The organism is Mycobacterium syngnathidarum, assembly GCF_001942625.1.
GTDB classification, from domain to species: Bacteria; Actinomycetota; Actinomycetes; order Mycobacteriales; family Mycobacteriaceae; genus Mycobacterium; species Mycobacterium syngnathidarum.
In genome coordinates, this window is record NZ_MLCL01000063.1 from 18,734 (window position 1) to 36,789 (window position 18,056).

General features: G+C 67.8%; 16 protein-coding genes. 10 read left to right on the plus strand and 6 right to left on the minus strand.

Features of this window, described 5'->3' with window-relative positions; translation table 11 throughout:
• Position 1: 1 nt before the first annotated feature.
• Positions 2-445: a hypothetical protein gene (locus BKG60_RS17925; RefSeq protein ID WP_070187163.1), complete on the minus strand. Its 444-nt coding sequence runs from the start codon at positions 443-445 to the stop codon at positions 2-4.
• A 68-nt stretch (positions 446-513) separates the two neighbouring features.
• Between BKG60_RS17925 and BKG60_RS17930 the strand changes: the two genes are divergently transcribed.
• Positions 514-1,848, plus strand: coding sequence for a hypothetical protein (locus tag BKG60_RS17930; RefSeq protein WP_207549617.1), 1,335 nt, complete (start codon positions 514-516; stop codon positions 1,846-1,848).
• Positions 1,845-2,936 (plus strand): hypothetical protein, encoded by a 1,092-nt coding sequence (locus BKG60_RS17935; protein ID WP_070946742.1) that lies wholly within the window; start codon positions 1,845-1,847, stop codon positions 2,934-2,936. The genes BKG60_RS17930 and BKG60_RS17935 overlap by 4 nt, the downstream gene beginning before the upstream one ends.
• A 3-nt stretch (positions 2,937-2,939) precedes the next feature.
• On the opposite strand, the gene BKG60_RS17940 is transcribed toward BKG60_RS17935, so the two are convergent.
• From BKG60_RS17940 to BKG60_RS17950, 3 genes are all read right to left on the minus strand, one after another.
• Positions 2,940-4,274, minus strand: coding sequence for an alpha/beta hydrolase-fold protein (locus tag BKG60_RS17940; protein ID WP_070946756.1), 1,335 nt, complete (start codon positions 4,272-4,274; stop codon positions 2,940-2,942).
• Between the two features lie 74 nt (positions 4,275-4,348).
• Entirely contained in the window at positions 4,349-7,672 is a 3,324-nt protein-coding gene (gene lysX / locus BKG60_RS17945) for a bifunctional lysylphosphatidylglycerol synthetase/lysine--tRNA ligase LysX (RefSeq protein WP_070946743.1), read from the minus strand.
• A gap of 67 nt (positions 7,673-7,739) precedes the next feature.
• The gene (locus tag BKG60_RS17950; protein ID WP_070187166.1) at positions 7,740-8,126 is read right to left on the minus strand and encodes a DUF1844 domain-containing protein; all 387 of its coding nucleotides are present in this window, start codon (positions 8,124-8,126) and stop codon (positions 7,740-7,742) included.
• 263 nt (positions 8,127-8,389) lie between these two features.
• Between BKG60_RS17950 and infC the strand changes: the two genes are divergently transcribed.
• The 5 genes from infC (at position 8,390) to BKG60_RS17975 (ending at position 10,978) form a co-directional block, all read left to right on the plus strand.
• The gene (gene infC / locus BKG60_RS17955) at positions 8,390-8,989 is read left to right on the plus strand and encodes a translation initiation factor IF-3 (RefSeq protein ID WP_165617849.1); all 600 of its coding nucleotides are present in this window, start codon (positions 8,390-8,392) and stop codon (positions 8,987-8,989) included.
• 23 nt (positions 8,990-9,012) lie between these two features.
• A complete protein-coding gene (gene rpmI, locus BKG60_RS17960) occupies positions 9,013-9,207 on the plus strand; it encodes a 50S ribosomal protein L35 (protein WP_070187168.1) in 195 nt (64 codons plus the stop codon).
• A 40-nt stretch (positions 9,208-9,247) separates the two neighbouring features.
• Positions 9,248-9,637, plus strand: coding sequence for a 50S ribosomal protein L20 (gene rplT / locus BKG60_RS17965; protein ID WP_070187169.1), 390 nt, complete (start codon positions 9,248-9,250; stop codon positions 9,635-9,637).
• Positions 9,638-9,660: 23 nt separating this feature from the next.
• Complete coding sequence (locus tag BKG60_RS17970) at positions 9,661-10,407, plus strand: TrmH family RNA methyltransferase (RefSeq protein ID WP_070946744.1); 747 nt, start codon at positions 9,661-9,663, stop codon at positions 10,405-10,407.
• A gap of 121 nt (positions 10,408-10,528) precedes the next feature.
• A complete protein-coding gene (locus BKG60_RS17975) occupies positions 10,529-10,978 on the plus strand; it encodes a hemerythrin domain-containing protein (protein ID WP_083339406.1) in 450 nt (149 codons plus the stop codon).
• Here BKG60_RS17975 and BKG60_RS17980 read toward each other — a convergent pair.
• Together BKG60_RS17980 and BKG60_RS17985 are read right to left on the minus strand one after the other, a co-directional pair.
• Positions 10,975-12,225, minus strand: a complete 1,251-nt coding sequence (locus tag BKG60_RS17980; protein WP_070946746.1) for an acyl-CoA dehydrogenase family protein — start codon at positions 12,223-12,225, stop codon at positions 10,975-10,977. The two genes, BKG60_RS17975 and BKG60_RS17980, sit on opposite strands and share 4 nt — an antisense overlap.
• A 27-nt stretch (positions 12,226-12,252) precedes the next feature.
• Complete coding sequence (locus BKG60_RS17985) at positions 12,253-13,275, minus strand: oxygenase MpaB family protein (protein ID WP_070185654.1); 1,023 nt, start codon at positions 13,273-13,275, stop codon at positions 12,253-12,255.
• A 228-nt stretch (positions 13,276-13,503) separates the two neighbouring features.
• Between BKG60_RS17985 and BKG60_RS17990 the strand changes: the two genes are divergently transcribed.
• Genes BKG60_RS17990 through pheT form a run of 3 tightly spaced genes read left to right on the plus strand, consistent with a single transcriptional unit; the run spans position 13,504 to position 17,973 of the window.
• Complete coding sequence (locus BKG60_RS17990; protein ID WP_070185655.1) at positions 13,504-14,391, plus strand: adenylate/guanylate cyclase domain-containing protein; 888 nt, start codon at positions 13,504-13,506, stop codon at positions 14,389-14,391.
• 49 nt (positions 14,392-14,440) lie between these two features.
• Positions 14,441-15,484: a phenylalanine--tRNA ligase subunit alpha gene (gene pheS, locus BKG60_RS17995; protein WP_070185656.1), complete on the plus strand. Its 1,044-nt coding sequence runs from the start codon at positions 14,441-14,443 to the stop codon at positions 15,482-15,484.
• Positions 15,484-17,973, plus strand: coding sequence for a phenylalanine--tRNA ligase subunit beta (pheT, locus tag BKG60_RS18000; protein WP_070946747.1), 2,490 nt, complete (start codon positions 15,484-15,486; stop codon positions 17,971-17,973). The genes pheS and pheT overlap by 1 nt, the downstream gene beginning before the upstream one ends.
• Positions 17,974-18,056 lie beyond the last annotated feature (83 nt).

Below are 18,056 nucleotides of genomic sequence, written 5' to 3' on the forward strand. Positions count from 1 at the left end.
ATCAGCCCGGGGCCACACACACCGCGACGGTGCTCTCGTCACCCGGCCGGTAATAGGTGTCGATCACATTGCCCGGTGACACTTTCGCCAGTGCCGTGGCAGGGATCATCGCGCGCTGGCACACCGGGAACTGACCTCCGCCATACCGGCTGACCATCAGATCGAGTTCGACCTCGCGGTAGTCCTCGCGGATCGCCCCGGTGGCCCGCACCCCGGTGACGATCCCACGCGAGCGGGTTCCGGTACGGATCAGCGCAACCTGCGCTCCGGTCAGCAATCCCTTGCGGACCAGCATGTGATCGAACTCGGCCACCAGCTCGCGCAGCGTGACCAGCCGCTCGTCGGCCTCGTCGTTCGGGCGGGCACACCGCGCGCGACGCGCCGCGGCGAGTGCGGCGCCGGTGCCCAGCAGGCACAGGACGGTGAGGAGTGCGGCGTCGGTCATGACGCCAAGGGTCCGGCCGGGGGAGTGCTACCGAACCCAACTTCGGCTCTATCCTGGTGCCGGTGAGCATCGGGTCCGATACGGCGGGGACGCAGACCGGCCCAGCTTCGGGCACGAACTCGGCGCAGCCGCGCCGCGCCGCGATCGACCGAGCCTGGCGCGCGCTCGGCCCGGGAGTCGAGGTGTTCAGCGGCGCCGACGGCGGCCCGCTGCGGCGGACCGTCAAACGCATCATCGACCCCCTGGTCCTCAGATTGCGCAGCAACACGCAATTCTCGGCGCCGGTGCTGGCTCCCGAGGTGGCGGCCGAACTGCACGAGCAGATGGTGCGCAGCGGGCCACATCTGCGTGCCGCCGCGGCTTGGTTCGCCGAGCTCAAACAGCAGCGCCGGCGGCTGCGTATCACCACCGGCAATGCCCAGGAGCTGTACTTCCCGGCTTGTTTCGAACTGGCGGTGACCCGGGGCGCCCCGGCCTCCGACCGTGCGCAGGTGGCGACCGAGGTGCTGGCCGAGCTGCACGAGGGCCGGGATCGTACGGCGATCGAGGCGCTCAACACCTATGTGGCCGAGCCGCAGGTCGTCGACCGGTTGCATCGCCAGCTCGAACGCAGCTGGGACGACGTCGTCGCCTCCGACGCCATCACCGGTCCGTTCTTTGCCGGGCTCGCCACCGTGCTCGGCCCGGCCGACAGTCATCGGGGTGAGGCGGCTCGGCAGCGAGTCTGGTCGGCGTTGGTGGCCGATGCCACGCCCTACAACCTGGGTGCCGGGGCCCGCTGTGCCGAGGCAGAACTACCGTGGTCGATCGTCGACATCGGACTGAGTTCATCCTTGCCGCAACGGCTTCCGTCGATCGTCGAGCCGGGGGCGGGGGACCGCCCGTTGGACCGCAGCGTGGTAGACCGGGTGCGGGCGACCTTGCGCCGCGCCCTGGACCGCGACGAGTTGCCCGATCTCCCGCTGCTGTGCGCCGAGGAGGTGGACCGGGCCTGCGCGCCGTGGGGTCTGCTCGCCGAGGACAGGCAGGCCGCGCTTCTCGCCGGCATCGAGGTGGCCACCGACCTGCGCCCCCTCGATGGTCCGGCGCAGGCGCGGCACCAGCTGTCGGCCCGTATCCAGGCCCGGCTGGCCAAGGAGGCGTACGTGCTGCGGGCTCGGCGCTACCTGGCGGCCGGTACGGCGGTCCACCCGCGGCAGCGGCAGGTCATCGACGAACTCGCCGCCTTCGACCGCCCCTACCTGAGCCGGCTGTGGGCGCGTCTGCACGGCCGCGACGTGTGGCAGGAGTCCTGCGCAGATGTCGACGACCTTCGGTCCCTGCTCGAAGGGGTGGCCCGGTCGGTCAGTCTCGACCATCGGCAGCAGATCAAGGCGATGCTGGAAGTGCAGGTGGCAGAGTGAGATTGGGCGCTGACGCCGGCTTGTGGAGTACCGGCAGGCTTGACGACGCTGTGCCGCTGGTCGCGGTCCTCGAGGTCAGCGGTGCGGTGCTGTCGTGGGCCGTGGATGGAGGAGCCGGCGAACCACCTTCCATCACGTTCACCGACCCCGAGCGCGCGGATTGGCTGTGGCGCGTGCTCGGAGAGTCCGGCCACGTCGCAGTCCTGGATATGGTGCGCCACCGGGAGCCGGGGCAATCGTTCGATCTGCCCGGCGTGCAGATCCTGCCTGGCCCGGTGGACGCATTGCGGCGTTTGGCAATCGGGCACTGGTTGCGGCGGTGGTGGCCGGCCAGCGATCGCGACGGTATCGCGGCACTCGAACGTCCCGTCCTCGACGCCGAGCTCGCGCTGCTGACGGTGGCCGCCGAGGACTTCTTCACCGACGAAACCCCGGATTCCGACGTGGCGGGACTGCTCGAGCCGCACACGTCCACACTGAATTTCCTGACCGGACAAGGTGACCCGAGGATTGACGAGCTGGCCGGGAAATGTCGTGAGCTGGCCGGCGACGTCGGGCTGGATTGGTCTGACACCGTCACGGCGGCCAATTCGCGTGAGGACTACGCGCTGGCGGCAGGAGCCGGCGACGGGCCGGGACGGAGGGGCGTGATCGCGCGAGGGCTGGCGACCGTGGTCTGGTCGGTGGTGCCGCCCGGGGTGTTCGATGCCGCCGAGGACACCATCGAGTGGTCGGTGACCGCAGCTGGTGAGGGGGCCGACGCGACAGTGCAGGTAGCGGTCACGGGCCCGGACTCGGCGGCGGGCATCGGCGTGCAGCTCCGTGGTAGCGGCTGCGACGGGTCCGGTGTTCTCGACGCCGCCGGTCGTGCCGTACTGGCGCTGCGCGGCCAAGATGGTCTGCGGCTCAGCGAAACCCAGGCCTGGAACCTGGACTGGTCGCACACATCGGTCCGGGTCGGGGTTGCCGGCGTCGACGAATCACCGTCCGACCGCGAGCGCGTGCGGGCGTTCGCACGCTCCCGGCTGGCTCGGCCGGGTTCCGATGCCTTCCTGGCCGAGTTGCGCGCGGCCGAATCGGATTACTGACGCCTATTTGGCGGCGGTCTGGATGAACGCCGGTGAGGTCGAAGACTGCGGCAGCCCGATCGCGGGCACCTGAGGGGTGCCGAGGGCACCGGCAAGCCAGGGCAGGGCAGCGGTGAACGCGTGGCTGGCGAACGGCCAGTCGTGCGTGCCCTGCTGAGTCACCACCGCGCAGGCGATGCCGTGCTTGGAGCCGAGCGCGCACAGGGCGTTGGCCGCCCTGGACTGATCGTTGGCACGGCCCGCGGGCCTGCCCGCCGTGGATGCGTCGTTGACGTCGAACCAACCGGCCATCTGCTGGTACTGGCCGTGCCGGTTGATCGCCGTGCTCGGGTCGAACGTGTCCCAGGCCGCGACGTTCCCGCCGAACAGTCGGTCGATGGTCTGAGCCTTGGTGCCCGAATTCGGGCCGATGTCGCCTGCGATGTCGACGAACGCACTGAACAACTCGGGGTGCATGACGGCCAGGTCCACCGCGCAGGTGCCGCCCATCGACCAGCCGACGATACCCCAGCCGGCCGCGCCCGGATTGACCCCGTAGTGGTTGTTCATGTATGGCACAACGTCTTTGGTGAGATGGTCGGCAGAGTTACCGCGCTTGCCGTTGACACATTCGGTGTCGTTGTTGAAGGTGCCGCCCGGGTCGGCGAACACCAGCACCGGCGCGTACCCATGGTGGGCGGCGGCGAACTCGTCCATCGTCTTGATCACGTTGCCGGCCCGCATCCAGTCGGCGGGGGTGTTGAACTCGCCGCCGATCATCATCACCGTCGGCAACTGCGGTGGGGGATTGGCGGCGAACCAGGCCGGCGGAAGATACACGTATTCACCGCGGTGCCGGAAACCCGATGCGGTGTTGGGGATCTCGACCGGGATCACGCTGCCCTTCGCCGGAATCGTGCCTTGACGTTGCATCGCGGCCACTGTGACCTGATCGGTCTGATCGGGCAGCGGGCCGGCCGTCAGCTGGTTCCAGGCGGTCTGCACCCAGGGGAAGTAGCCCACCCAGAGGTTCAGCGCCAGGGCCGTGCACAGCAGGCTCATCGGCACCGCCATGACCGCGGTACCGCGTCGCCACCACCGGCTCCCGCGCCACCCGGCGAGCAGTACCACCACCGCCACGCCCGTCAGCGCGATCCACACCCACAGCGACCGAGGCGCAGGGTTGCCCGCCAGCCCCTCGGACTCGATGTACCAGCGGGTGCCGGCAACCAGGACTCCGCCCACCGCGGCCGCCAGCGGCAGCCAGATGAGCGCCCACCGACGAGTACGCCAGCCGACAGCGGCGATCAGCACCCCGGCGGTGATGACTTGGATGCTGGTCGGCACCCAGCCGTGCATCAAGGACAGGTGGTGGGTGAACGTCACGTCAGTATCGTCGCCGCCCAATCTTGGGATCGGCTGTGAGCCACCTGTTAACGGGGTTTGGCGAGGGGGAACGGCAATGTGTCGCGAATGCTGCGACCGGTGATCAGCATGACCACACGGTCCACTCCCATGCCGAGACCGCCCGTCGGCGGCATGGCGTACTCCATGGCCTGCAGGAAATCCTCGTCCAGTTCCATGGCCTCGGGGTCGCCGCCGGCGGCCAGCAACGACTGTTCCTGTAGCCGGCGCCGCTGTTCGACCGGGTCGGTGAGTTCGCTGTATGCGGTACCCAGCTCGACGCCCCAGGCCACCAGATCCCAGCGTTCGGCAACCCCGGCAATGCTGCGGTGCGGGCGGGTCAGCGGCGAAACCGAGGTCGGGAAATCCTTGTAGAACGTAGGGGCTTCGGTGCGGTCCTCGACGAGGTGCTCGTACATTTCCAGCACCACGGCCCCGGCATCCCAATGGGTCAGGTAGGGAATGTGCGCGGCGTCGCACAGCCGGCGCAGCGTGGCCAGGTCCGTCTCGACCGTGACGTGCTCGCCGAGGGCCTCCGACACCGCGTCGTGCACGGTCTTGACGGCCCACTGCCCTGAGATGTCGACCGGCACCAGGGTCCCGTCGGCGCGCGGCCGTTGGAAGACCTGGGCTCCGTTGGCGGCCTGGGCGGCATTCTGGATCAGCTCGCGGCAGCCGTCGATCCAGACGTTGTAATCGGCATGGGCCTGGTAGGCCTCCAACAGCGTGAACTCCGGGTTGTGGCTGAAGTCCACGCCTTCGTTGCGGAATGCGCGGCCCAGTTCGAACACCCGCTCCACACCGCCGACACACAACCGCTTGAGGTAGAGCTCGGGAGCGATCCGCAGGTACAGGTCCAGATCGTAGGCGTTGATGTGGGTCAGGAACGGTCGAGCGTTGGCGCCGCCGTGGATCTGTTGCAGGATCGGCGTTTCCACCTCGAGAAAACCCTTGGCGTACAGCGTTTCCCGGATGGCGTGTAGCGCGCCGCTGCGGGCCCGGATCAGGTCTCGAGCCTCGGTGTTGACGGCCAGGTCCACGTAGCGGGCCCGTACCCGGGCCTCCTGGTCGGTCAGGCCTTTCCATTTGTCGGGCAGCGGGCGCAGGCATTTGCCGATCAATCGCCAACTGTCGGCCAACAGGGACTGGGTGCCGTTGCGGCTGTGCCCCATCGAACCGGTGACCTCGATCAGATCGCCGAGGTCGATGGTCGCGGTGAAGTCGGCGGTGCGTGCCTTTGTCAGTCGGGCGTTGTCGAGCAGCAGCTGGATTTCGCCCGACCAGTCGCGAAGTTGGGCGAACAGCACCCCGCCGTAATCCCGGATCCGCAGGACCCGCCCGGCCACGCTCACGGTGTCACCGTCGGCGGATCCCAGTGCGGCCGCGACGGTATGGCTGGGTGCCTCACCCACGGGATAGGCGTCCACGCCGTCGGCCTGCAACTGGCGCAGCTTGGCCATCCGTACCCGGACCTGCTCGGGCAGCCGTTGTTGATCGTCGTCGGTCAGATCGTCGCGCAGCTCGTTGCGGTCAGGCGCGCTGCCGTCGGGGTGCAGCCGCCCCGAGTCCACCAGATCGGCCGGGGCCGCGACGTGTTCGCCGGTGTGCTGCTTGTTTCGCCGCGAGAACGGCAGCACCAGGAACCCTTCGGCGATGACCGAGGCCACTCCGACCCGCGGGATCAGGCGGGCATCCTCGTAGCAGGCGTACCGGGGGACCCACTCGGGCTGGTATTTCATGTTCGATCGGTACAGCGTCTCCAGCTGCCACCATCGGGAGAAGAACACCAGCATGGCCCGCCAGAGCCGGGCCACCGGGCCCGCGCCCAGCTGGGCACCCTGTTGAAACGCCGACCGGAACATCGCGAAGTTCAGTGAAATGCGGCTCACCCCAATGCCTTCGGACTGCATGCACAGTTCGCTGACCATCAGCTCGATGGTGCCGTTGGGGGATTGGGGGGAGCGGCGCATGACGTCGAGAGACACACCATTGGTGCCCCACGGCACCAATGACAGCAAAGCGACCACTTCGGGTTCGGACGTGCCCGGGCGCTGCTGTACCGCCTCGACGAGCAGGCAGTCCCCATCGGCGGGGTCGCCGAGCCTGCCCAGCGCCATCGAGAAGCCTCTCTCGGTCTCGGTGTCCCGCCAGGCGTCGGCACGTTTGATCACGTCGTCCATCTCGGCCGGCTCCAGCTCGCGGTGGCGCCGGATGCGCACCGAGGTCCCGGCCCGCCGGGCCCGGGTGACTGCTTGACGGACGGCGCGCATGTCGGGCCCGGACAGCCGGAAATGATCCGGATACAGGATGGCCTCATCGCCGAGTTGCAGCGCATTGAGTCCGGCGGCCCGAAACGCCTCGGCCGCCGCCGAACTGGCGCCCATGACACCCGGCGCCCAGCCGTAGGTCTGGCACAGCTGCAGCCAGGCCGCGATCGCCTGGGGCCAGGCCTTGGGATCGCCGACGGGGTCGCCACCGGCCAGGCACACACCCACCTCCACGCGGTAGGCGATCGCGGCGCGCCCGTTCGGGGCGAACACCACCGACTTGTCGCGCCGGGTGGCGAAATACCCCAGTGAATCGTTCTTGCCGTAGACATCCAGGAGCCCGCGGATCGCCGACTCGTCCTGACCGGTCAGCGCATTGGACGCGCGCTGCGACTGGAAAAGCACGATCGCGGCCACCATCAGCGCCAACGCGCCGAACAAGCCGAAGATCGCGTTGAGGAATGGATGGGAATAGCCCTCGAAGACTTCGGTCGGGACGGTGGCGAATCCGCTGACCCGGTTGACGGCGTACAGCAGCCGCCATTCCGGGTCCAGGGTGCCGGGGAACAGCTCGAGCAGTGCCCATGCGGCGAGGATGCCGAGCGCCATGCCCGCGATCAGGACGACAGCGGATTTGAGCAGCGCGCCGCGGCGCACCTTGGCCCAGAACTGGTTGCGGGCCAGCACCAGACACACGATCGACACCACATGGAACACCAGGCCGATGACCTCGCCGATGTCCTCGGCCAGCGGGTCGCCACCGGTGACGAGATCGCCGACGTTCCAGCCGATGGCGCCCACCATGTAGAGCACCAGGATCCACCAGGCGATGCGTTTACGGGCGGCCAGCGCCGCGGCCAGCAGGGCCAGTACGAACGCCCACGAGAAGCTGGTGTCGGGAAAGTTGAAGATGTAGTCGTTGACGAACTCGCGCGGCACCTGGATCAGCCAGCGCACGGTGTCGGAAATGCTGGCGATCAGCGACAGCGTGGCGATGACTCCGACGGTCCAGCCGGCTGCTGCGGGAACCCAGGAATACCTGGAGGTGGGCTGGGCCCCGGTGCGGCCGCGGCTCATGACGGTCATACGCCCGGAGAATAGGCGGTCAAACCGTCAATTTGGCCGAACCCGCGCACAGACACCACCCAGGTGATTACCAGACCGGGCCGGTGTACTTCTCGCCCGGACCTTTGCCCGGCTCGTCGGGGTGCGCACTGGCTTCCCGGAAGGCCAGTTGCAGGCTCTTGAGCCCGTCGCGTACCGGACCCGCGTGCGGTCCCAGGTATTCGGCCGATGCCGTCACGAGCCCGGCCAGCGCGGTGATGAGCCGGCGGGCTTCGTCAAGATCCCGGTGCGGGCTATCGTCGGGGTCTTCGGACGACAGCCCGATCTTCTCGGCCGCGGCGCTCATCAACATGACCGCCGCCCGGGTGATCACTTCGACCGCCGGGATGTCGGCCAGTTCTCGAACGGCGGAGCCGTCGGGATCGGCTGGGACCTGCGGCGTCGCATCGTCGGGCGTTTCGGTCGGATCGGTCATGCCTGCTAGACTGTCATGCGCGACCGTCCCGGCTCATGTCAGGGACAGCAAGTGGAGTCCCACTCCCACCGTTGGCCACAAGGTACAACGGTCCGGTCGCCGGTGTCCTCGGGCACCGGTTCTGCGCTCCAGAATTGGCGGTGCAGACGGCGTGAGCCGTGATCGGTCGGCATTGGGCCCTGCTTTGAGCAGGGCTTTTCTGTTCCTCGGGGCAGAGTTGTCAGGTGGGCGGGTCTCCTCAGCAGACCAAACTAGGAGGCCCCATCAGCACTGAGACCCGCGTCAACGAGCGCATTCGTGTACCAGAAGTCCGCCTGATCGGACCAGGTGGCGAGCAGGTAGGCATTGTGCGCATCGAAGACGCCCTCCGCGTCGCCGCGGATGCCGATCTCGACCTTGTCGAAGTAGCTCCCAACGCCAGACCTCCGGTCTGCAAGATCATGGACTACGGCAAGTTCAAGTACGAGACGGCACTCAAGGAGCGCGAGTCTCGCAAGAACCAGCAGCAGACCGTCGTCAAGGAACAGAAGCTGCGTCCCAAGATCGACGATCACGACTACGAGACGAAGAAGGGCCATGTGGTCCGCTTCCTCGAAGCCGGGTCCAAGGTCAAGGTGACCATCATGTTCCGCGGTCGTGAGCAGTCCCGGCCCGAACTCGGGTACCGGTTGTTGCAGCGGTTGGGCGCAGACGTTGCCGAGTACGGCTTCGTCGAGACGTCAGCCAAGCAGGACGGCCGAAACATGACGATGGTGCTGGCACCGCACCGCGGCGCGAAGACTCGCGCCAAGGCGGCGGAGCAGGCCGAGCGCCCCGGCGGGCAGCAGGCCGCATCAGAAGAACCAGACGTTACGCAGAACTAGTTTCAACACAGAACTGAGGATTCATGCCCAAGGCGAAGACCCACAGCGGTGCCTCCAAGCGGTTCCGCCGCACCGGTACCGGAAAGATCGTGCGGCAGAAGGCGAACCGTCGCCACTTGCTGGAGCACAAGCCCAGCAAGCGCACCCGCCGGCTTGACGGCCGCACCGTGGTTGCAGCCAACGACACCAAGCGTGTCAACAAGTTGCTCAACGGCTAGATCTGCCGCTCCCCGTACCGAACGAGAATAGGAACATCCCATGGCACGCGTGAAGCGCGCACTCAACGCCCAGAAGAAGCGGCGTACCGTACTCAAGGCCTCGAAGGGTTACCGCGGCCAGCGGTCCCGCCTGTACCGCAAGGCCAAGGAACAGCAGCTGCATTCGCTGACCTACGCCTACCGGGACCGCCGTGCCCGCAAGGGTGAGTTCCGCAAGCTGTGGATCTCGCGTATCAACGCCGCGGCCCGCGCCAACGACATCACCTACAACCGTCTGATCCAGGGCCTCAAGGCCGCTGGTGTCGAGGTTGACCGCAAGAACCTGGCCGAGATCGCCGTGAGCGACGCCGCCGCGTTCACCGCGCTGGTCGAGGTCGCCAAGGCTGCTCTGCCGGCTGATGTGAACGCTCCTTCCGGAGAAGCCGCCTGACGCTCACCGAGCGTTCTGCCCGGGTGGCCGCTGCGGTCAAACTGCAGCGCCACATCGGGCGCCGCCGCGCCGCACGCTTCCTTGCCGAGGGTCCCAACCTCGTCGAGGCCGCGTTGCGGCGCGGTCTTGTTTCCGAGGTGTTCGCGACCGAGGCCGCACTGGACCGCTTCGGCGGCATCCTGGCCGACGCTCCGGTGCAGTTGGTCACCGAGCGTGCGGCGAAAGCGTTGTCGGACACCGTGACTCCGGTCGGTTTGGTGGCGGTCTGTCGCCTGCCGGACGTATTGCTCGATGAGGTCCTGTCCGCCGCGCCCCGGCTGGTCGCGGTGGCCGTACAGATCTCGGAACCGGGCAACGCCGGCACGCTGATCCGCGCCGCCGACGCGATGGGCGCCGATGCGGTGGTGCTGGCCGGCAACAGCGTCGACCCCTACAACAGCAAGTGCCTGCGAGCGTCGGCGGGCAGCATCTTCTCGCTGCCGGTGATCAGCGAGCCCGACGAGGCCGCCACTGTGGCACGTTTGCAGGCCGCCGGCCTGCAAGTGCTGGCCACCACGATCGACGGCGAGGTCAGCCTCGACGAAGTCGATTTGACCGGGCCCACCGCCTGGCTGTTCGGCCCCGAAGCACACGGCCTGCCAACCGAATTGGCTGCCGCGGCCGACCACCGGGTGCACATTCCGATGCCCGGTCAGTCCGAGAGCCTCAACATCTCATCTGCGGCGTCGATCTGCCTGTATCAGAGCGCCCGCGCCCACCGCGGTGGCTAGCCTGTCGCCTGCGTAGCACTGTGGCGATTTTCGGCCCGGTTTTCCGCCGCAGCGCTTCACACGTGGAGTCACGCGGCCGGTCTAAGGTCGAGCCATGTGCCAGTACTGCGGATGCCGGGACATGCCTCTGCTGCGGGATTACATCGCCGAGCATGAGCGGGCCGTAGACCACGGCCGCGAAGCGGTGCGCGCCATGGACCGCGGCGAGCTCGACGAGGCCGGTCAGCGCCTGGCGGCGATGTTCGAGGAACTGCGTTCCCACTGGCAGGGTGAGGAGAACGGGCTGTTCGCGGTGATGCACCGCGACCAGCTCTACGCCGAGCACATCGACCCGTTGGTGGCCGAACACCGAGAGCTGGCCGCCTTCCTCGAGGTGGTCGACCTGAGCGATCCCGGCGATCGGCAACGGGTGCGCGACGAGATCGAGGAACTCTACGTGCACATCGCCAAGGAAGAGGACGGGCTCTTCCCGGCCTCGCTCACCGCACTCGACGGCGCCGACTGGGATGCCGCGATGACCGGGTGGCATGAGGCGCACCCGGGTCGCGACATGATCCAGGGGGAGCGCTAGCTGAGCAATCCCCGTGCCACGTGGGTGATCTGGACTTCGTTGCTGCCGGCGTAGATCATCAGCGACTTGGCATCGCGGGCCAACTGCTCCACCCGGTACTCGGTCATGTAACCGTTGCCGCCGAACAGCTGCACGGCCTCCATCGCCACGTCGGTGGCGGCCTGCGAGCAGTACCACTTGATCGCCGAGGCCTCGGCCAGCGAGATGGGCGCACCCTGCTCGGCGGACTCGATGACGCGGAACAGCATGTTGCGCACGTTCATCCGGGCCACCTCCATGTTGGCCAGCTTGAGCTGGATCAGCTGGAACTGGCTGATCTCCTGGCCCCACAGCGTGCGGTTCTTGGCGTAGTCGACGCTCAGGCGCAGGCACTCCTCGATCACGCCGAGTGCCATCGCGGCCACGCCGATGCGCTCCGCCGAGAAGTTCGACCGCGCGCTGGCCCGACCTTCGTCGGCCCCGTCGTCGGACCCTTCGGTCTCGCCCAGCAGCCGGTCGCGGCCCAGACGCACGTTGTTGAAGAACAGCTCGCCGGTGCGCGATGAGTGAATGCCCATCTTGCGGAACGGCTTCGACTGTACGAAGCCCTCCATGCCGCGGTCGAGGACGAAGGTCAGCACCTTCCGGTTGCGCGGATCTGAAGCGGAATCACCCGCCGTGTTCTCAGCGAGCTTCGCGTAGACCACCACCACGTCAGCGTCGGGTCCGTTGGTGATGAAGGTCTTCTGGCCGTTGAGGATGTAGTCGTCGCCATCCCGGGTGACATAGGACTTCATGCCGCCGAAGGCGTCCGAGCCGGAATCGGGTTCGGTGATCGCCCAGGCACCGACCTTCTCGTAGGTCACCAGGCCGGGCAGCCAGCGTTCCTGCTGGGCCAGGGTGCCGCGGCTCTGGATGGTCGAGACCGTCAGGCCCAGGCTGACGCCCAAACCGGTGACCAGACCCATCGACACCCGGCACAGTTCGCTGATCAGCACGAACCCCATACCCGGCGATCCGCTGCCGCCGAACATCCCGCCTCGGGCGCCCGAAGGCTTGGTGTCGCCGCTGCGCAGCTTCTCCAGCCGCTTGTCCAGCGACTCCTTGGCCATGGTGTCGATACCGAACGTGGCGAACAGCTTGCGCACGATCGGGTACGGCTCCATGTCGCCGCTCTCGAGTTCGTCGAGATGGGGGCGGATCTCCTTGTCCACGAACTCGCGAACTGCGTCCCGGACAGCGATGTCTACATCAGACCAATCAAGCATCTCGACAGCTTAGACACGTGTCAAAACTCAGGCGGCGGGGCGGCGGGCCGGCCGCCGCAACGCCGGCAGCGAGAACGTCGTGTGCACCAGCGCCCCGGCCCGGTCCAGCAGGGTCTTGTGGCGCGGCAAGTAGTGCATCGGCAGCCCCCGCCGGTCGCGGGGCGGGGCCATGAAGCTGGGCGCTTCCACGAGCGGCCCGTCGGCCGGTAGCTTCCCGGCCGCGCGGCGGTACGCCGACAATGCGCGTGGGTGCAGCCTGATCTCGTCGGGCACGGCGATGAATGCCAGTTCGACCGCCTTGCCGAAGATTCGCAGTAGCACCTCGTCACCGGGCGTCCATCGCATGCCGGCCTTTTCCCGGACGGCCGGGTCGAAAACGCCTGCCGCGATCCAGCGCTGTGCTCCGACAAGGGGTTTGAACAGCTGGTCCCAGACTGCCGTCGGCATCAGCACGAACCACGGCTTGGGGATCCGGATGGTGAAGATGTCGAGGGTGGCCCGGTTGATCTCGAGCTCGTCGCGGCACTTGGCGTCCCAGTACTCCTGAAATTCTTCCCAGCTGTTGGGGACCGGCCGCATGCTCATGCCGTACATGCGATACCACTGCACATGTTCGTCGAACAGTTGTTGTTTTTCGGCCTCGGTGAGGCCGCCACAGAAGTACTCGGCGGTCTTGATGATCAACATGAAGAACGTGGCGTGTGCCCAGTAGAACGTCTCCGGGTTGAGCGCGTGGTAGCGGCGCCCCTGGCCGTCGGTGCCTTTGATCGTGGTGTGGAAACCCTTGATCTGTGCGCCGGTGTCTGCCGCCCGTTCGCCGTCGTAGACCACCCCCATGATCGGGTACACCGACCGGGCCACCCGCTGGAGGGGTTCACGGAGCAGGATCGAATGCTCCTCGACGCCGGCGCCGAGTTCCGGATACATGTTCTGGATCGCGCCGATCCACACACCCAGCATTCCGGTGCGGAGGTCACCGAAGTATTTCCAGGTCAGAGAATCGGGCCCGAGCGGGTCGTGCTCGGCGGTGAAGGTGGTTCGTGTGGCCATTGCGTCCTCGTTGACTCGTCATGACATGAATCACAGCTGGAACCAACGATAGTAGTGACAACGCATGTTGTCTACGATCCCGCGGCGCGTCGGCGCGCACTGTTACGCGGGGGCTACCGTCGCGCCACAGCGCTGTGACCAGCCAGGTTCACTGCCTGCGCGGGAGTGTGGGCAAACCCGCTCCTGGCGTGATTGCCGCCCGGTCGGCGGGCCACTTACTCTTGCGCTGTGGATGGCGAGCCGTTCGATGACCCGTCCGGCCGAGTCGGGGATGTCGAGCAGGCGCCGCAACAGCGCCCAGTGCCGGCACCCGGGTTGCCGGGCCCTCTGGGATGGCTGCAGAGCGCCAACCGCAGCCCGGCCGTCGTCGATCTGGTCCGTCGGGTACGTCGGTCACTTCCCGGGGATCCGGACTTCGGTGACCGGCTTTCAGTGTCGGGCGAGGGCGGTCCGCGGGCGGCGGCGCGCGTGGCCGACCGGCTCCTGGATCGCGACGCCGCCTCGCGTGAGGTGAGTCTGGGTGCGTTGCAGGTGTGGCAGGCGTTGACCGAGCGTGTCTCGGGAAGTCCGGCCAATCCCGAGGTGACACTCGCGTTCACCGATCTCGTCGGGTTCTCGTCGTGGTCGCTGCGCTCCGGCGACGACGCCACATTGCGCTTGCTGCGCCACGTGGCACAAGTGATCGAGCCCCCGGTGCTGGAAGCCGGCGGTCACATCGTCAAACGCATGGGCGACGGCATGATGGCGGTGTTCTCCGACCCCGGTACCGCCCTGGCGGCGATGCTGGTGGCGCTGGAAGGGGTGAAGGGTATCGACATGGACGGCTACGCACCGCGTATGCGGGTCGGTATCCACACCGGACGTCCGCAGCGCATCGGGTCGGACTGGCTCGGCGTAGATGTCAACATCGCGGCCCGGGTGATGGAGCGGGCCAACAGCGGCGGCCTGGTGGTGTCGCACACCACGCTGGAGGGCATCACCGAAGACGAACTGGCCGAGCTCGGGGTCAGTGTCAAACGTCAACGCCGGCAGATGTTCTCGACCAAGCCGGAAGGCGTGCCCGACGATCTGGTGATGTACCGGGTGAAGACATCCGGCCAGTTGCCGACGTCGTGAGGGCAAAGGGCATTCGAGGTGTGACGCGCCGATCGCCTATGATCGCCGGGTGGCTGAGCAGCCCAGTGATCTCTCAGAAGAAGCCCTGACCAAAGCCGTCAGCGCGGCCCGGCATGCCTTTGAGCTGGCCGGTGATCTCGATGCGCTTGCGCGCGCCAAGACCGAACATCTCGGCGATCGTGCCGCCATCGCCCTGGCGCGCCAGGCGTTGGCGACCCTGCCGAAGACCGACCGTGCCGATGCAGGCAAACGCGTCAACGTCGCGCGCGGCGAGGCCCAGCGTGCGTATGACGAGCGGCTGGGCGCCCTTCGTGCCGAGCGCGACGCCGCGGTGCTGGTCGCCGAACGCATCGACGTGACGCTGCCCTCGACGCGGCAGCCCGTCGGCGCCCGGCACCCGATCACCATCCTGGCCGAGAACGTCGCCGACACCTTCGTGGCGATGGGGTGGGAACTGGCCGAGGGGCCCGAGGTCGAGACCGAGCAGTTCAACTTCGACGCGCTGAACTTTCCGCCCGACCATCCGGCCCGTAGCGAGCAGGACACCTTCCAGGTCGCACCCGACGGGTCGCGACAGGTGCTGCGTACCCACACTTCGCCGGTGCAGATCCGGGCGCTGCTGGAGCGCGAGCTGCCGGTCTACATCGTCTCGATCGGGCGGACCTTCCGCACCGACGAACTCGACTCCACGCACACCCCGGTGTTCCACCAGGTGGAGGGCCTGGCGGTGGACAAAGGCCTGACCATGGCGCATCTGCGCGGCACGCTGGATGCGTTCGCGCGGGCCCAGTTCGGTCCGGAGGGGCGCACCCGGTTCCGTCCGCACTTCTTCCCGTTCACCGAGCCGTCGGCCGAGGTGGACATCTGGTTTCCCGGCAAGAAGGGCGGCGCCGGCTGGGTCGAATGGGGCGGCTGCGGCATGGTCAACCCGAATGTGTTGCGCGCCTGCGGAATCGACCCCGACATCTACTCCGGCTTTGCCTTCGGTATGGGATTGGAGCGAACTCTGCAGTTCCGCAACGGAATTCCTGACATGCGCGACATGGTCGAGGGCGATGTCCGGTTCTCGCTGCCCTTCGGGGTCGGTGCCTGATGCGGATTCCCTTCAGCTGGTTGCGGGAAGCGGTCCGCGCCGGAGCCCCGGACTGGGACGTGTCGGTCGAGGAACTCGAGCAGACGTTCATCCGGATCGGACACGAGGTCGAGGAGATCATCCCGGTCGGTCCGGTGAGCGGCCCGCTGACCATCGGCCGCGTTGCCGAGATCGAGGAACTCACCGAGTTCAAAAAGCCCATCCGGGCCTGCAAGGTCGACGTCGGTGAACCAGAGTTGCGCGACATTGTCTGCGGAGCCACGAATTTCGCAGTAGGCGACCTCGTTGTCGTGGCGCTGCCGGGCACCGTGCTGCCGGGTGACTTCACCATCGCCACCCGTAAGACCTACGGCCGGGTCTCCGACGGCATGATCTGCTCGGCGTCGGAGATGAACCTGGGCGTCGAAGGTGCCGGCATCCTGGTCCTGCCGGAAGGCACTGCCGAACCGGGCACCCCGGCTGCCGATGTGCTGGGCCTGGACGACGTGGTGTTCCACCTGGCGATCACGCCGGACCGCGGCTACTGCCTGTCGGTCCGTGGCCTGGCGCGCGAAATCGCGTGCGCGCATGACCTGAACTTTGTCGATCTGGCCGACGTCGCACCGCTCCCTGCCGAGGGTGAAGCCTGGCCGCTGACAGTCGAGCCCGGAACCGGCGTGCAGCGCTTCGGGTTACGGCCCGTCACCGGCATCGATCCGGCCGCCGTTTCACCGTGGTGGCTGCAGCGCAGGCTGATGCTGAGCGGCATCCGTGCCATCTCGCCGGCCGTCGACGTGACCAACTACGTCATGCTCGAAATCGGCCACCCGATGCATGCCCACGACAGCAGCCTCATCACCGGTGGTTTCGGGGTGCGGTTCGCCCGCGACGGTGAGAAGGTCGTCACGCTCGACGATGTCGAGCGCACGCTGAACTCGGCCGACGTGCTGATCGTCGACGACGTCGCGACAGCCGCCATCGGCGGTGTGATGGGCGCGGGCACCACCGAGGTGCGCGGTACCACCACCGACGTGCTGCTGGAAGCCGCGGTGTGGGATCCGGCCGCGGTGTCACGCACCCAGCGTCGCCTGCATCTGGCCAGTGAGGCCGGCCGTCGCTACGAGCGGTCGGTGGATCCGGCCATCTCGGTTGCGGCACTTGACCGTTGCGCGTCCCTTCTGGCCGAGATCGCCGGCGGAACCGTCGAACCGAAACTCACCGACTGGCGCGCGGACGGACGCACCGACTGGTCTCATCCGGCCATCGAGATTCCGGCCGACCTGCCGGACCGCACCGCGGGAGTCGAATACGCCGTGGGCACCACGGCTCGTCGGCTCACTCAGATCGGTGCCGTCGTCGCTGAAGCCAACGGTGGCGCTTCTCTGACCGTCACCCCGCCGAGCTGGCGGCCGGACCTGCGTCAGCGTGCCGACCTCGTCGAAGAGGTGCTGCGTCTGGAGGGGCTGGAGTCCATTCCGTCGGTGCTGCCGACCGCGCCGGCCGGGCGCGGGCTGACCGCGGTGCAGAAGCGACGCCGAGCCATCGGAAAGTCGCTGGCACTGACCGGATTCGTCGAGGTCCTGCCCACTCCGTTCCTGCCTGCGGGCGTTTTCGACGCGTGGGGTCTGGCCGCCGAGGATCCGCGCCGCAACGCCACCAAGGTGCTCAATCCGCTCGAGGCCGACCGGCCGCAGCTGGCCACCACGTTGCTGCCGGGACTGCTGGAAGCCCTGGGCCGCAACGTATCCCGCGGCGCCGCTGATGTCGCCTTGTTCGCGATCCAGCAGGTGGTGCATCCCACGGACGAGACCCGGGCCGTCGAGCGGATCCCGAACGATCGCAGGCCCACCGACGATGAGATCGCCGGGCTGGACGCTTCGCTGCCGCGTCAGCCCCAGCATGTGGCCGCGGTGCTTGCCGGGCTGCGGGAACCGGCCGGCCCGTGGGGCCAGGGACGTGCGGTGGAGGCCGCCGACGCGTTCGAGGCGGTGCGGGTGATCGGCCGGGCAGCCGGGGTGGAGTTCACTTTGCGTGCCGCCCAGGAGCTTCCGTGGCATCCGGGTCGCTGTGCCGAGGTGCTCGTCGGCGACACCACCGTCGGCTATGCCGGCCAGCTGCACCCCGCAGTCATCGAACGGACGGGCCTGCCGAAGGGCGCCTGTGCCGTGGAACTCGACCTCGATGCGGTGCCGATCGTCGAGACGCTGCCGGCGCCGAGGGTGTCACCTTTCCCGGCGGTGTTCCAGGACATCAGCGTCGTGGTCGGTGACGAGGTCGCCGCGGCCGCCGTCGTGGACGCCGTCCGCGACGGGGCCGGTGAACTGCTGGAGGACGTCCGGCTGTTCGACGTCTACACCGGTCCGCAGATCGGGGAGGGCCGCAAATCGCTCACCCTGGCGCTGCGGTTCCGGGCTGCCGACCGCACCCTGACCGAGGACGAGGCCAGCGCCGCCCGCGACGCCGCCGTGGCGGTGGCCGGCGAGCGCGTCGGCGCCGTCCTGCGCGGCTGAGTTTCTCCGCGAGCAGACAGAGAATCGCATTACTGAGCACTCCTTGATGCGATTCTGTGTCTGCTCGGCAGGGAAAACGGTCG

Coding starts and splice junctions, on each gene's coding strand:
- BKG60_RS17980 (WP_070946746.1), bottom strand. CDS start 12,225: ATGCTTGATTGGTCTGATGTAGACATCGCTGTCCGGGACGCAGTTCGC.
- BKG60_RS17925 (WP_070187163.1), bottom strand. CDS start 445: ATGACCGACGCCGCACTCCTCACCGTCCTGTGCCTGCTGGGCACCGGC.
- pheT (WP_070946747.1), top strand. CDS start 15,484: ATGCGGATTCCCTTCAGCTGGTTGCGGGAAGCGGTCCGCGCCGGAGCC.
- lysX (WP_070946743.1), bottom strand. CDS start 7,672: ATGACCGTCATGAGCCGCGGCCGCACCGGGGCCCAGCCCACCTCCAGG.
- rplT (WP_070187169.1), top strand. CDS start 9,248: ATGGCACGCGTGAAGCGCGCACTCAACGCCCAGAAGAAGCGGCGTACC.
- BKG60_RS17950 (WP_070187166.1), bottom strand. CDS start 8,126: ATGACCGATCCGACCGAAACGCCCGACGATGCGACGCCGCAGGTCCCA.
- BKG60_RS17985 (WP_070185654.1), bottom strand. CDS start 13,275: ATGGCCACACGAACCACCTTCACCGCCGAGCACGACCCGCTCGGGCCC.
- BKG60_RS17940 (WP_070946756.1), bottom strand. CDS start 4,274: ATGCACGGCTGGGTGCCGACCAGCATCCAAGTCATCACCGCCGGGGTG.
- BKG60_RS17975 (WP_083339406.1), top strand. CDS start 10,529: ATGCCTCTGCTGCGGGATTACATCGCCGAGCATGAGCGGGCCGTAGAC.
- rpmI (WP_070187168.1), top strand. CDS start 9,013: ATGCCCAAGGCGAAGACCCACAGCGGTGCCTCCAAGCGGTTCCGCCGC.